This window comes from Leisingera daeponensis (assembly GCF_019801465.1).
GTDB classification, from domain to species: domain Bacteria; phylum Pseudomonadota; class Alphaproteobacteria; order Rhodobacterales; family Rhodobacteraceae; genus Leisingera; species Leisingera daeponensis_A.
On the sequence record NZ_JAHVJA010000001.1, the window covers coordinates 576791 to 590096 of the forward strand.

The 13306-nt window shown below is 60.6% G+C and carries 13 protein-coding genes and 1 tRNA gene; 12 read left to right on the forward strand and 2 right to left on the reverse strand.

What is annotated here, in order from left to right:
- The first annotated feature begins 169 nt into the window (after window positions 1-169).
- From KUV26_RS02800 to KUV26_RS02820, 5 genes are all read left to right on the forward strand, one after another.
- On the forward strand, window positions 170-466 hold the full coding sequence (locus tag KUV26_RS02800; protein ID WP_222502668.1) for a virulence factor: 297 nt from the start codon (window positions 170-172) through the stop codon (window positions 464-466).
- Between the two features lie 26 nt (window positions 467-492).
- A complete protein-coding gene (locus KUV26_RS02805) occupies window positions 493-1419 on the forward strand; it encodes a methylenetetrahydrofolate reductase (RefSeq protein WP_222502669.1) in 927 nt (308 codons plus the stop codon).
- A gap of 17 nt (window positions 1420-1436) precedes the next feature.
- Entirely contained in the window at window positions 1437-2498 is a 1062-nt protein-coding gene (locus KUV26_RS02810; RefSeq protein ID WP_222502670.1) for a methyltetrahydrofolate cobalamin methyltransferase, read from the forward strand.
- 705 nt (window positions 2499-3203) lie between these two features.
- Window positions 3204-4814 carry a hypothetical protein gene (locus KUV26_RS02815; protein WP_222507234.1) on the forward strand — a complete coding sequence of 537 codons (1611 nt, stop codon included), beginning with the start codon at window positions 3204-3206 and terminating at the stop codon, window positions 4812-4814.
- Window positions 4815-5056: 242 nt separating this feature from the next.
- Entirely contained in the window at window positions 5057-5908 is an 852-nt protein-coding gene (locus KUV26_RS02820) for a tyrosine-type recombinase/integrase (RefSeq protein WP_222507235.1), read from the forward strand.
- 226 nt (window positions 5909-6134) lie between these two features.
- Here KUV26_RS02820 and KUV26_RS02825 read toward each other — a convergent pair.
- Window positions 6135-6224, reverse strand: a tRNA-Ser gene (locus KUV26_RS02825).
- Between the two features lie 119 nt (window positions 6225-6343).
- On the opposite strand from KUV26_RS02825, the gene KUV26_RS02830 reads away from it, so the two are divergent.
- The 7 genes from KUV26_RS02830 to KUV26_RS02860 all read left to right on the forward strand — a co-directional run bounded on the left by KUV26_RS02830 (window position 6344) and on the right by KUV26_RS02860 (window position 12635).
- Window positions 6344-7195 (forward strand): DUF2059 domain-containing protein, encoded by an 852-nt coding sequence (locus KUV26_RS02830; RefSeq protein WP_222507236.1) that lies wholly within the window; start codon window positions 6344-6346, stop codon window positions 7193-7195.
- Between the two features lie 216 nt (window positions 7196-7411).
- Entirely contained in the window at window positions 7412-7975 is a 564-nt protein-coding gene (gene rplU, locus KUV26_RS02835; protein ID WP_222507237.1) for a 50S ribosomal protein L21, read from the forward strand.
- Between the two features lie 11 nt (window positions 7976-7986).
- Window positions 7987-8256: a 50S ribosomal protein L27 gene (rpmA, locus tag KUV26_RS02840; RefSeq protein WP_222475790.1), complete on the forward strand. Its 270-nt coding sequence runs from the start codon at window positions 7987-7989 to the stop codon at window positions 8254-8256.
- A gap of 252 nt (window positions 8257-8508) precedes the next feature.
- Window positions 8509-9045, forward strand: coding sequence for a GNAT family N-acetyltransferase (locus KUV26_RS02845; protein WP_222502684.1), 537 nt, complete (start codon window positions 8509-8511; stop codon window positions 9043-9045).
- Window positions 9046-9165: 120 nt separating this feature from the next.
- Complete coding sequence (gene obgE / locus KUV26_RS02850; RefSeq protein WP_222502685.1) at window positions 9166-10200, forward strand: GTPase ObgE; 1035 nt, start codon at window positions 9166-9168, stop codon at window positions 10198-10200.
- Window positions 10188-11294, forward strand: a complete 1107-nt coding sequence (gene proB / locus KUV26_RS02855) for a glutamate 5-kinase (protein ID WP_222507238.1) — start codon at window positions 10188-10190, stop codon at window positions 11292-11294. The genes obgE and proB overlap by 13 nt, the downstream gene beginning before the upstream one ends.
- A gap of 75 nt (window positions 11295-11369) precedes the next feature.
- Window positions 11370-12635, forward strand: coding sequence for a glutamate-5-semialdehyde dehydrogenase (locus tag KUV26_RS02860; RefSeq protein WP_222507239.1), 1266 nt, complete (start codon window positions 11370-11372; stop codon window positions 12633-12635).
- Between the two features lie 59 nt (window positions 12636-12694).
- Here KUV26_RS02860 and KUV26_RS02865 read toward each other — a convergent pair whose 3' ends face one another.
- Complete coding sequence (locus KUV26_RS02865; RefSeq protein ID WP_222507240.1) at window positions 12695-13291, reverse strand: histidine phosphotransferase family protein; 597 nt, start codon at window positions 13289-13291, stop codon at window positions 12695-12697.
- Between the last annotated feature and the right edge of the window lie 15 nt (window positions 13292-13306).

Genomic DNA, 13306 nt, shown 5'->3' on the forward strand with positions numbered 1-13306 from the left:
TCCACATGAATATTTTGGCGGTTTTGCCCGGTGGCATTCGAAAGAGCACAAAGCTAGTGTCGCGGCAGCAAAACGTCGCTCAATCCCATCGTGTTGTCGAAATTCGACCAACCTGCGGCGCTCCACCGCACTAGAACGTGGTCTATCCAGGCTAGGAGGAAGACAAGCCATGCCCGACGTAACGATCGTTTACTGGCGCGATATCCCCGCGCAGGTCATCGTTGGCAAAGGCCGCCGTGGCGCCAAGCGTCAACTCGAAGAACGGTTCGAGCAGGCAATTGACCGCGCAGCCATGAAGGTGAACGCTAAGGATGCCGACGCCTACCTGGCTGAATGGCGCAAGGCACAGCCGTTTTCCGCTGACGGCGAGGCGGCTGACATTGCCGAGGCCGAAGCCAAGCGCCTGGAAGCTGAGTATGATCAGGACCGCCTGAAGGCGCTGATCGCGAATGACGGATGGGCATGACCCGTAGACCACTTTGGGAGGCCGTGATGGCTTTGCTGAACTTTAAAAAACGTGACTCTGGTGCGGCACAGACCGTCAATCCTCAGGTTGAAGCCTTTCTGCAGGGCTATTCGATCGAAGTCATGCCGCGCACCGCAGAAAAGGTCGAGGACTTCCGCGACCTGCTCCCGGCCGGCACCCGCGTCTACATCGCGCACATCGAAGGCACCCCGATCGAGGACATGGTTGCCACCGCCAAACGCCTGAACGACGAAGGCTTCCCGGTGATGCCGCACTTCCCGGCGCGTATCATCAAGGACGAGGCAACCCTGGCGGACTGGATTGCCCGCTACCAGGGGGAGGCCGACGTCAAACAGGCGCTGATGCTGGCCGGCGGCGTTGCCAAGCCGCACGGCGAATTCCACAGCTCGATGCAGCTGCTGGAAACAGGCCTGTTCGACAAGGCTGGCTTCACCAACCTGCACGTTGCCGGCCACCCGGAAGGCAACAAGGACATCGACCCGGACGGCTCTTCAAAGAACGTGTCCGAGGCACTGCAGTGGAAACAGAAATTTTCCGAGCGCACCGACGCCAGCATGGCGCTGGCCACCCAGTTCGCATTTGAGGCCAAGCCGATCATCGCCTGGGCGAACGGCCTGAAGGACGCGGGCGTGGATCTGCCGATCCATATCGGCATTGCCGGCCCGGCCAAGCTGCAGACCCTGATCAAATTCGCAATTGCTTGCGGTGTCGGCCCGTCGCTGAAAGTCCTGCAGAAGCGCGCGATGGATGTGTCCAAGCTGCTGCTGCCCTACGAACCGACCGACGTTGTCGCCGAACTGGCCGCATACAAGGCGGAAAATCCGGACTTCAACATCACCAACGTCCATTTCTTCCCGCTGGGCGGCATCAAGACCAATGCCACCTGGGCCATCAACAACGGCGGCGCCTCGGCAAAGCCGGTCAACTCCTAAGACCCTAAGGATCACCAATGACCCGTACAGTCGTAGAATCAAAAACCAAAACCGCGATCCTGGGCTTTGACCAGCCGTTCTGCGTTATCGGCGAGCGCATCAACCCGACCGGCCGCAAGAAACTGGCGGCCGAGCTGGAAGCCGGCGATTTCACCACCGTCGAGAAAGATGCCCTGGCGCAGGTCATGGCCGGCGCAAACATCCTCGATATCAACGCGGGCGTGGTCTACAACTCCAACCCGAACCCGAACGAGACCGAGCCGCCGCTGATGACCAAGATCGTCGAGCTGGTGCAGGGGCTGACCGATGTGCCGCTGTGCATCGACTCCTCGGTGCCCGGCGCACTGGAAGCCGGCCTGCAGGCAGCCGAAGGCCGTCCGCTGCTGAACTCCGTCACCGGCGAAGAAGAGCGCCTGGAGCACGTGCTGCCGCTGGTCAAGAAGTACAACGTTCCGGTTGTGGCGATCTCCAACGACGACACCGGCATCTCGGAAGATCCCGATGTCCGTTTCGCCGTGGCCAAGAAGATCGTCGAGCGCGCAGCTGATTTCGGCATTCCGGCGCATGACATCGTGGTTGACCCGCTGGTGATGCCAATCGGCGCAATGGCAACTGCCGGCCAGCAAGTGTTTGCCCTGGTGCGCCGCCTGCGCGAAGAACTGGGCGTGAACACCACCTGCGGCGCGTCCAACATCTCCTTCGGGCTGCCGAACCGCCACGGCATCAACAATGCCTTCCTGCCGATGGCCATGGGCGCGGGCATGACCTCTGCGATCATGAACCCGGTGGCGCTGCCGGTGACCCAGAAAGCCATTGCCGAGAAAAAGGCCATGGTAGAAGCCGCCGGCATCATCCTGCCGGACGGCATGGACGACGAAGCCTTCGTGACCATGTTCGGCCTGGGTTCCACCCAACCGCGCGCCGGCAAGGAAATGGAAGCCATCCGCGCCGCCAACCTGCTGACCAACAACGACCCGCACGGCGGCGACTGGATCAAGTTCAACAAGCCGCCGGCTGCCGAGGGCGAAGAGACCCGCGGCCGTGGCGGCCGGGCAGGCGGACGCCGCCGCCGCGCCTGATCCAGACGGAAAAATGCAGACAGGGGCCGGGCAGCAATGTCCGGCCTTTTTTGTTCAGGTCGTTTGCAGAATTCGGGAGGCTACGGAGTGCTGCGGAATGCGGGCTTATCTTCGAACCGGAGTATTTGAACGTCCCGGCGCTGCGCTAAGCGCATGATTTTAAGGCGGCCTGCGGGGGGAAGTGGCGGAGAGAAAGGGATTTGAACCCTGGGTGGGCTTGCACCCACAACGGATTTCGAGACCGTTTTCGGCTCAAGACGCTTGCTTGCGAGGCCTTATTTTATTGGCTTCTTAGCGAAGCAATACGCGGCTCCGGCGGCTTGAACGGGGCAGGGCGGCATAGTCGGACGGCATAGCTCCAGTGCTTCTGCCATCGTTCAAGGAAGTCCGGAGCGCCTGGTTGAAAACGGCAAAAAGTCTGAGGTTCGTTTGACCTCCTACGAGGCAGGTCAATTAGGCTTCGAAACTGGGCCGACAGCGGCATGTCAGATCGGGCAGGTGCATGCAGGGACCTCTGGCTCGTCGGCCTGGTCCTGAGCCGCCATTCACGAACTGTTCGGCAAGGGGCCGCTGGTCTCAAGAGTATTACTCATTGCCGGATTGCCGTTTCAAGATCGGTACTGAAACTTACATTCGTAAGTTGTTTTGGCGATGAGAAACGAATAGCCTTGGCAAGACCTCCAATGCGTATCGTGAAATTTTCCAATGAATACAGCCTTCTCCGAAGCCTTCACCAAAATATCCACACGCATACCGCACGCTGTGCGCGATTTCGAAATCCTGCGTGTGACAGCCCAGCTTGAAGGTGAAGACTACGCTGCCTCAGCTGAGGCTTCGCGGAAAGAAGCTCTGAAATGGGCAAAGAAGCGGGCGGGGCGAGCGCTACCTAAGGCCGCGTGGGAATTGCAGGACTTCGACCTCCTGGTGGGGGGGCGCAGCAGTACGGCGGTGCGTATCGAGAATGACGCGCTCGACCTCTGGGCGCTGCGGGCGGAAGACCCCGATAAGGACATAGCGGGGCGTATCTGGTCCACCGAAATCGTTATCGGCGGCGAAGTTGGTAGCCGTCCCCATGTCAGCCTTCGTTTGATCGTCAGCACGACCGAACCGGATTTCGCTGTCGAACCCCATGTACCTGGGCCTGTCTTACAAATGATCGAGACGCCAGGACTAATCAGGGGTGCTCGACGGCTCACCTCGAAGCCGGTCACGATCCAGACAGAAAACGATGCGGAAGACCTTTGCGACCATCTGGAAGATCCGGAGCGCCGTTTGCCGATCTTCGTCGCGGCCTTGCCGGATGGTGGCGGCAAACTCCAGTTCAATGCTGCGGTTTTGGCTAAGGCAGTCGCGGGCCTTGCCCGTATTGTACTGGTGCCCGCCGAGTTGACTTGGGTATTGACCGAGCGCTTCGGGAAATACCGCTCGGTGTTCAATGGTGGTGTGCGGGCCTATCTGCGTGGCTTCTCCGCGACCGATGACCCATTTCGGCACCGCCTATTTCTGGAAGCGGATTTGCGCAAAGTTGGTGGTGGGGCCACCTGTGTTCGAAGTCTACGTGCGCTGGCCGCCGAGGTCAGTATTTCCGAAACGCGGCTGGGCAAAGATGTGCTTGATTTCGCGTCGGTCCGTACTGCGAGCAGAAAACTTCGGAAGACTGATCTTTCGAACCAAGCCGCGCCAGACGACGAAGTTCTGAAGACTGCGGAAGAGTTGGTTGAAAGCTTGGAAAAGCAGATCGAAGAAAAAGACAAGGAGATCGACGGCTACATCGCGGAAGTTGAAGCTGTAGAGGATCGCGCTCAAGCTGCCGAGCAGGAAAACCGGTCTTTGTTGTTCCGCGTCAGACAGTTGCAGGCCGCGTTGGCCGAGGGAGGAGAGGTCCCAACAGAGGAGCCACCTTTACCGCAAGTCTGGTCAGAGTTCACCGATTGGCTCGACCAGACATATCCCGACAAAGTCTTGTTGACTCCTGCTGCGCGGAGAATGGCACGTTCCCCCGAGTTCGAAGATGTGACACTGGTGGCACGAGCAATCGCATGGCTGGCAACCGTTCAACATGACAGGCGTATCAATGGCGGTGGTAGCCTCCGGGATGTACCGGTCGAGAACGGTATTCTGAATTCGCCGTGTGGTGGGGATACCTATTCGACTGACTGGAAAGGTAGGCGCTATGAGGTTGATTGGCATGTTAAGAATGGCGGTAACGTACGCGATCCCAAAAGGTGCCTACGAATTTACTACTTCTGGGAGCCTGAAACCCAACAAACCGTCATTGACCATCTACCCGCACATCGCCGGACAAGTGCAACGTAAGCGGTGCCGGGACCATGGATTTCCCACTGGCATCCCGGCACTTACGAGTGAACGTGATCTTCAAGGCCCGGTAGCTCGGGTCCAGTCCCTACGGGTTATCAATTCTCTCTTCTTCAGACAAAAAAGGTGCCATCGTAGACGACCCCGACCGAAGGGCAGGGCGGCCGCGGAAAAAGGCGTCCTGGTGACCACTTCGAACAGTCCGTCACGACCTTTATGACAGCATAGATGATGCGGCTGGTATGCATGGTTGGAGCGCCTCGACCTGCAAGCGCTACCGCACCAGCCTCCTTCAGATCGGCCGGACGTTGGCGGATATCTTTGCTGAGCGGGATGAAGAAATTGAGGAAGTCGCCGCATGGGAAATCGGCTTGGCCGAGGTCACCGAGTTCGTCGAGCTGCGCAAGGATGCCGGTGTGTCCGTGGCGACCATCAACCGTGATTTGACAGCGTTCAACCATCTGATGTCCCACATCAAGAACAAGGGTTGGATCGAAATCAATCCGGTTCAGCTTTTCGAGAAGCAGGGCATGCGCGAAAAGCTTCCTCCGATTGTCCTGCCAACCGAACAGGCGATTACCCGGCTCTCGGAGCGCGCGCCAGGGACGCTCACGTTCTTGCCGGAGTTCTTGCATGAGACCGGGGGCCGGATCACCGAAACCACGATGATCAAGTGGAGCGACCTGGTTGGCATGGACCAGCCACTCGAAGGTCATGTGACACTTACATTGGAAAACACAAAAGGCGGAAAAGTCCGCACGATCGCTCTGCGCCAGCAAGCCATCGACATCCTGTTGAAGATTCCGCGTTCGAACCGGTCTCCCTATGTCTTCTGGAACAAGACCGACGAAGGATACTACCGGACCGCGGCCAACCTCTTCTGGGACTACGCGCAGGAAGTCGACTTCGGAGCCCGAATGCACGACCTGCGGCACAAGTTCGCGATCGAGCGGCTGAAGGAAGGCTGGTCGGTCTATCGCGTGCAGCGATACATTGGACACGGGTCAGTGAAGACCACCGAGCGCTACTATTTCCGCTATCTCACCCAGGAGCAGCAGGAGGTCGCCAACTCCGACGGCAACGTCGGCCTCTGATACTGAAAGCCATCAACGGCTACGAGCCATGCCCAGCCCGGCGGGGCTTCGTCATTTTGGGACATCCGAATGATCGGCTCCGACGGCATGGGCGAGGGCATCCTGGCATAGTCGGCACAGCTGACAGGGCAAAAAGTCGTCAAACTATGCCGAGATTGGCCAATAGCCTCGAGACCAGCCCATCCGGGCGGGGGCAGATGAATATCTATCGATATCAGGGGAATAGTGGCGGAGAGACAGGGATTCGAACCCTGGGTGGGCTTGCACCCACAACGGTTTTCGAGACCGCCCCGTTCGACCACTCCGGCACCTCTCCGCGGGGGGTGAGGCGCGGTTTAATGTTGATTCCGGACCGGCGCAAGGGGCGAATTGCAGCTTTGGCAAAAAAAGCCGGATTTCCGTTGCCCGACAAAGGTTTTTGCCTAGATTTGCACTATGCAGATGATCCTCCCAATCGCCGCACTCGTGATGCGTTCTCTGGCTTTGCTCTGCCTGGCCTGCTGGAGCATGTCCCAACCCGCCGCGGCGGCGGACCGTGAGCGGGTGGTGGCTTTCCTGGAAGTGACCGGCTTCGATGTTGCGCTCGACAGTATTGCCCTGTCTGCCTCCAGCGCACCGGATATGCTGGGTGTTGATGCGGGCGCCTTTGGCAGCCAATGGACGCGGCTGGCGGAAGACGTCTTTGACACGGACCGGATGCGAAGCCTTGCTCTGGATATCCTGGAAAACACGCTGGATGACGAGGCGCTGGAGCACGCCGCCGGTTTCTATGCCAGTGATCTTGGGAAACGGCTGGTGCGCGCCGAAAACGCTTCGCATCTGGTTGAGGATGATGAGGTGAAGCAACTGGCGGGCAACCGCATCATTTCCGATCTGGTCAAGGCGGGAAGCAAGCGTGTCGCGATGTATCAGCGGATGGGAAATGCCATCGACGCGGCGGGAACCGGGGTCAGGGCCCTGCAGCAGATCCAGTTCCGTTTTCTCATGGCGGCCTCCGCCGCAGGCGTAATCGAGATGGACCTGGACGCGGACGAACTGCGCGCGCTGATGAAGGAGCAGGAGGGGGAGCTGCGCCTCAGCCTGCAGGCCTCCAGTCTTGCAGCCTCCGCCTACACCTATCAGGAATTCTCGGACGCGGAGGTGCAGGCCTACGTCGAGGCCCTGGAGGAGGAGGCGATGCAGCGGGTCTATGAGCTTTTGAATGCGGTGCAATATGAAATCACCGCCAACAGGTTCGAAGAACTGGCGCACCGCATGGCGGAGCTGACGCCGGGGCAGGATATTTAAGTCTCCGGCGGCCCTTCCGGTGGCCGGCCGGGGAAAGCCTGTGGAAAACGGTTGACACACCGCTTGTTCCGAACCATAAGCCCGCATCCCGGCCCGGAATCCGTGCGCCGGGGTTTATTTGTCATACGCCCATCCAAGGGCGCGCTGTTCGAGGCGGCATCTGCCGAAACGCCCGCAAGGGGGCCGTAGGACGCGGTTAGAAAAGGAAAGACGCATATGTTTGCGGTCCTCAAGACTGGCGGCAAGCAGTACAAGGTTCAGGCGGGCGACGTGCTCCGCGTTGAGAAACTTGCTGCAGATGCCGGCGACACTATCCAATTCGACGAAGTTCTGATGCTGGGCGGCGACGCTCCGGTTGTCGGTGCTCCGCTGGTTGACGGCGCTGCCGTCAAGGCAGAAGTGATCGAGCAGATCAAAGGCGAGAAGCTGATCCACTTCGTGAAGCGCCGCCGGAAGCACTCCTCCAAGCGCACCAAAGGCCACCGTCAGAAACTGACCCTGGTCCGGATCACCGAGATTCTGGCTTCGGGCGCAACCAAAGCCGCTCCGAAAGCTGCTGCCAAAGCCAAAGCCGCTCCGGCTGCTGAAGCCGCTGCAGGTTCGGACGACCTGACCCAGCTGACCGGCGTCGGCCCCGCAGCTGCCAAGAAACTGGCGGAAGCAGGCCTCACCAGCTTTGCCCAGATCGCAGCCTTGTCCGAAGACGACATTGCTGGTATCGAGGCAATCAAAGTGAAGCCCGAGTGGGTTGAGCAGGCCAAAGAACTGGCTAAAGGCTAAGGAGAGACAGAATGGCACATAAAAAAGCTGGCGGTTCCTCCCGTAACGGCCGCGACTCCGCAGGTCGCCGCCTTGGCGTGAAACTCTACGGCGGCCAAGCGGCCATCGCAGGCAACATCATCGTGCGTCAGCGCGGCACCAAGTTCTGGCCGGGCGAAGGCGTGGGCATTGGCAAAGACCACACTCTCTTTGCGACTGCAGACGGTGCTGTGAGCTTCCGCAAAGGCCTGAAAGGCCGCACCTTTGTATCGGTTCTCCCAGTGGCGGAGGCCGCTGAGTAAGCCGACCCGAAGGGCAAAGATATCTTTTAGGGGGATCGGCTTCAGGGCCGGTCCCCCTTTTTCTGTTTTAGCCTGTGAGAATGTGATGAGTATTGCCGAAGGCATCTGTGCCGGAACGTGTGCAGCAGGCATTGATGCCGGTCAAACGGGAAATTTTGCACAATTTGAACACCGTAACTATTGCCGTTGCGGCAGCTCAGGCACATTTCAGGCTTGCAGCCGCATAAATACCGGCTGAGGAGGAGCAGAGACATGAACTTGGAGCAGATCGTATGCCAGCAGGTTATCGAAACCGAGCGTTTTGTCCTGCGGCCGCTGAGGAAGTCTGACGCCGGCCTGATTGAGCACTATGTCAGCGACGCCCGTGTCGCCCGCATGACCCGCTCAGTGCCGCATCCGTTGCCGCCCGGTGCGGCCGAGGCCTTTGTCGCCCGCGCCATGGCAGAGGAGCGGGATGAGGACGTCTGGGTTATCGATGGTACCATAGAGGGCGATTCCGAGTTGAAAGGCGTGATCGGGCTGAAGCGGATGGACCGCAACCAGTCGGAAGTCTCCTATTGGACTGCGCCTCCGTTTTGGAACACCGGGCTGGCGTCCGCGGCGCTGAAGGCGCTGGTTGACGCCAACCCGCAGAAGAACGATGCGATGTTTGCTTCCGTCTTTCAGGACAACCCGGCTTCGGCACGGGTTTTGATCCACTGCGGCTTTGATTACCTCGGCGATGCCGAAAGCTACTCGGTGGCGCGCGGCGCCTCCGTTCCAACCTGGACCTACAGCCGAAAACTGTGATTGGCGCGGCCTGCGCTTTGCGGTAAGGCAATCGAAACAGTCCCGCTAAGGCTTCGGGCCTTGGCGGGACACGTGTACTGCGCGGGCAGGAAATGTGTCCTGCCGCATTAAGGAGCTGTCATGAAATTCCTCGATCTGGCAAAGGTCTACATCCGCTCGGGCGCAGGCGGGAACGGCTGCGTCAGCTTCCGCCGTGAGAAATACATCGAATACGGCGGCCCGGACGGGGGCGACGGCGGCAAGGGCGGCTCTGTCTGGGCCGAAGTCACCGAAGGGCTGAACACCCTGATCGACTTCCGCTACCAGCAGCACTTCTTTGCCAGAAACGGCCAGTCCGGAATGGGCCGCCAGCGCACCGGCAAGGACGGTGATGACATCGTGCTGCGGGTGCCTGTCGGTACCGAGATCCTGGACGAGGATGAAGAAACCGTGCTGGCGGACCTGACCGAGGTCGGCCAGCGGGTTCTGCTGGCCAAAGGCGGTAACGGCGGTTTTGGCAACCTGCACTTCAAGTCTGCCACCAACCAGGCGCCGCGGCGTGCCAATCCGGGCCAGGAGGGCGTGGAGCGCACCATCTGGCTGCGGCTGAAGCTGATTGCGGATGCCGGCCTGCTGGGTCTGCCGAATGCAGGCAAATCGACTTTCCTGTCGGCGACTTCCAACGCCCGGCCCAAGATTGCGGATTACCCCTTTACCACGCTGCACCCGAACCTTGGCGTTGTCGGTATCGACAACACCGAATTTGTTGTGGCGGACATTCCCGGCCTGATCGAAGGCGCGCATGAGGGCAAGGGGATCGGCGACCGGTTCCTCGGCCATGTGGAACGCTGTGCAGTTTTGCTGCATCTGATCGACGGCACCTCCGATACTGTGGTCGAGGACTACGAGACCATCATTGGCGAACTGGAAGCTTATGGCGGCGTTCTGGCCACCAAGACCCGGATCACCGCGCTCAACAAGGTCGACGCCATTGATCCGGAGGAGCTGGACGAGAAGCGTGCTGCCCTGGAAGCGGCCAGCGGAGGCCCGGTGTATCTGATGTCCGGTGTCAGCCGGCAGGGTGTCAACGAGATCCTGCGCGCGCTGCGCAACGAGATCGACGATGACCGTCTGCGGTTGAAACCCTCTGAGGAGGAAGCGCCTTGGCAGCCCTGACGTCTGCAAAACGGATTGTCGTTAAGATCGGATCGGCGCTGCTGGTCGACCGGCAGACCGGCGAGCTGCGGGCAGGCTGGCTGCACTCACTCGCCAATGATGTTACCTGGCTGAAATCCCGTGGCACGGATGTGGTGCTGGTGTCCTCGGGCTCGATTGCCTTGGGTCGCGGCGTGCTGGGTCTGCCGCGCGCGGACCTGCCGCTGGAACAGTCCCAAGCCGCCGCTGCCGTAGGTCAAATCCGTCTGGCCCGCGCCTATGAGGAGGCGCTGGCGCCGCACCGGATCACCACCGCGCAGGTTCTGGTGACACTGGAAGACAGCGAAAACCGCCGCCGCTACCTGAACTCCCGCGCGACGCTCGAAACGCTGCTGGGATTGGGCGCCGTGCCGATCGTCAACGAAAACGACACCATTGCAACGGATGAGATCCGTTATGGCGACAACGACCGTCTTGCGGCGCAGGTGGCCGTGACCGTTGGGGCGGACGCGCTGATCCTTCTGTCCGATGTCGACGGTTTCTACAGCGCCAACCCGGCGCTGGACCCGGACGCAAAGCGCTTTGACCGGATTAACGAGATCACGCCGGAGATCGAAGCGATGGCCGGAGATGGTGTTTCCGGGCTGTCCAAGGGCGGCATGATTACCAAACTGCTGGCAGCCAAGATGGCGACCGCGGCGGGCTGCGCCATGGCGATCACTGAAGGTTCGCCGCTGAACCCTTTGAAAACGCTTCACGAAGGCGCTCCCTGCACCTGGTTCACTGGACAGGGCGATCCGCAGGCCGCGCGCAAGCGCTGGATCGCGGCGATGAAAACACGCGGGGTTCTGACCATCGACGAAGGCGCCGCCCGCGCGCTGATGTCCGGCAAAAGCCTGCTGCCCGCAGGCGTCCGTCATGTGGAGGGTGACTTCGGCCGCGGCGATCCGCTGGCCATCCTCGGCCCAGACGGCCGGAAGCTGGGCCAGGGGCTGTCTCGCTACACCGCCGATGAAGCCCGTGCCATTCAGGGGCGCCAATCGCAGGAGATCGAGGCCACGCTGGGCTATCCCGGCCGCGCCGCGCTGATTCACCGCGATGATATGGCGCTTTGACTGAACATTCTGATAGATTATCCCAGCCGGAACGGCATTCAATGCCGCACAGAGACCGGCAAGGGCGCGAGACATATGAGAGACAATGAAAACATTCCCGCCGTGATGGCGGAGCTTGGCAAACGTGCAAAGCAAGCGGCGCAAGTCCTGGCAACAGCCAGTGCGGAACGCAAACATGCAGCCTTGATCGGCACTGCGGAAGCGGTCTGGAGCCGCAGGGCAGAGATCATCGCAGCCAATGCGAAAGATTTGGAGTTCGGTCGCACCAAGGGCCTGTCGGACGCGATGATGGACCGGCTGATGCTGGATGAACCCCGTATCCAGGGCATCGTCGATGGACTGCGTGCAGTGGCGGAGCAGCGCGATCCGGTCGGCGAAGTGATGGAAGAGTGGGAACAGCCCACCGGGTTGAAAATCCAGCGTGTGCGCACCCCGCTGGGGGTGATCGGCGTGATCTATGAAAGCCGCCCCAACGTCACCGCCGATGCCGGCGCGCTGTGCCTGAAATCGGGCAATGCTGTGATCCTGCGCGGCGGCTCGGAAAGCTTCCACTCCAGCCAAGCAATCCATGCCTGTTTGGCGGAGGGGCTGAAATCCGCAGGCTTGCCGGAAGATGCTGTTCAACTGGTACCGACCCGCGACCGCGCCGCGGTGCAGGAACTTCTGACCATGACCGAATACGTCGACGTCATCGTGCCCCGCGGCGGCAAGGGGCTGGTCGGCCTGGTCCAGCGCGAGGCGCGGGTGCCTGTCTTTGCCCATCTTGAGGGCATCGTGCATATCTACCTCGACAAGGCTGCCGACCCGCAGAAGGCGCTGGATGTGGTGCTGAACGCCAAGACCCGCCGCACCGGTATCTGCGGCGCCGCCGAATGCCTGCTGATCCACCAGGATATTGCGCCGACGCTCGGCAAGGCGGTTCTGGAATCTCTTGCCGCTGCCGGCGTTGAAATCCGCGCCGAGGCAGGCCTGCCGGGCCCTGGCGGCATGACCGCCGCCACGGCTGAGGACTGGGGCAAGGAATATCTGGATTCCATCATCGCTGCCAAACAGGTAGCGGGCATAGATGAGGCGATCCAGCACATCCGCACGCATCATTCCCAGCACACCGACTGCATCGTCACTGAGGATGAGGATGCGGTTCAGAAATTCTTTGCCGAGCTCGACAGCGCCATCCTGATGCACAATGCCTCCACTCAGTTTGCCGACGGTGGCGAATTCGGCATGGGGGCGGAAATCGGCATCGCGACCGGCAAGATGCATGCGCGCGGTCCGGTGGGGGCTACCCAGCTCACCAGCTTCAAATACCTGGTGCGCGGCAATGGAACCACCCGCGCCTGATCCTCAGCAACGAAAAACGCCGGGCAGCCAGCCCGGCGTTTCCTTGAGCATGCCAGCGATCAGAACTGCAGTGTTATCTTTTCCAGATTCAGTTCCAACCGGACGGTGCGGCCAGCCTCTTTGGCAGCTTCCGGCAGCAACGCGAACTGAACCAGCGCCGGGGTGATCTCCGCGTTCGACCTGCCGCCGCTGATCCGCGCCCACAGCTCATCATCGACGGTCACCTTGCGGCCTTCGCCCATGACCGTCCATTTTCCGTCGGCAGAGAAGATCTTGACGGCGCCGCCATAGGGCAGGGCCGACTCCAGGCACAGCGCCGAAAGCAGTGCCAGCCGGGCCTCACTGCGGGTGCAGCCTTCGAGCGGCGACCATTGGTACTTGATGCGTCCGCCTTTGCTGATGTCCTCCAGCACCGATACGATCTCCGCCCGGGGAGTCTGCTGGTCGCCGGCTGCGCCGAAGGCGATGCGGAAGAAGCGGATGCGGGCATTTGCATTGGCGACGCTGTCGGAAATCAGTTCCAGTTCCGGACCGGACATGCTGCCGGCCATGCCCAGCAATTCAAGGCCGTTATTGATGGCGCCGACCGGGCTGATCAGATCATGACAGATCCGGGACCCTACCAATGCGGCCAGATTGGCGTTATCTACACCCATAACAAATACTTCCTC

Excerpts from the sequence above, each read along its gene's own strand:
- KUV26_RS02815 (WP_222507234.1), top strand. The coding sequence starts at position 3,204 with ATGAATACAGCCTTCTCCGAAGCCTTCACCAAAATATCCACACGCATA.
- KUV26_RS02820 (WP_222507235.1), top strand. The coding sequence starts at position 5,057 with ATGCATGGTTGGAGCGCCTCGACCTGCAAGCGCTACCGCACCAGCCTC.
- KUV26_RS02800 (WP_222502668.1), top strand. The coding sequence starts at position 170 with ATGCCCGACGTAACGATCGTTTACTGGCGCGATATCCCCGCGCAGGTC.
- KUV26_RS02810 (WP_222502670.1), top strand. The coding sequence starts at position 1,437 with ATGACCCGTACAGTCGTAGAATCAAAAACCAAAACCGCGATCCTGGGC.
- KUV26_RS02860 (WP_222507239.1), top strand. The coding sequence starts at position 11,370 with ATGAGAGACAATGAAAACATTCCCGCCGTGATGGCGGAGCTTGGCAAA.
- rplU (WP_222507237.1), top strand. The coding sequence starts at position 7,412 with ATGTTTGCGGTCCTCAAGACTGGCGGCAAGCAGTACAAGGTTCAGGCG.
- KUV26_RS02865 (WP_222507240.1), bottom strand. The coding sequence starts at position 13,291 with ATGGGTGTAGATAACGCCAATCTGGCCGCATTGGTAGGGTCCCGGATC.
- KUV26_RS02805 (WP_222502669.1), top strand. The coding sequence starts at position 493 with ATGGCTTTGCTGAACTTTAAAAAACGTGACTCTGGTGCGGCACAGACC.
- KUV26_RS02830 (WP_222507236.1), top strand. The coding sequence starts at position 6,344 with ATGCAGATGATCCTCCCAATCGCCGCACTCGTGATGCGTTCTCTGGCT.
- rpmA (WP_222475790.1), top strand. The coding sequence starts at position 7,987 with ATGGCACATAAAAAAGCTGGCGGTTCCTCCCGTAACGGCCGCGACTCC.
- KUV26_RS02845 (WP_222502684.1), top strand. The coding sequence starts at position 8,509 with ATGAACTTGGAGCAGATCGTATGCCAGCAGGTTATCGAAACCGAGCGT.
- obgE (WP_222502685.1), top strand. The coding sequence starts at position 9,166 with ATGAAATTCCTCGATCTGGCAAAGGTCTACATCCGCTCGGGCGCAGGC.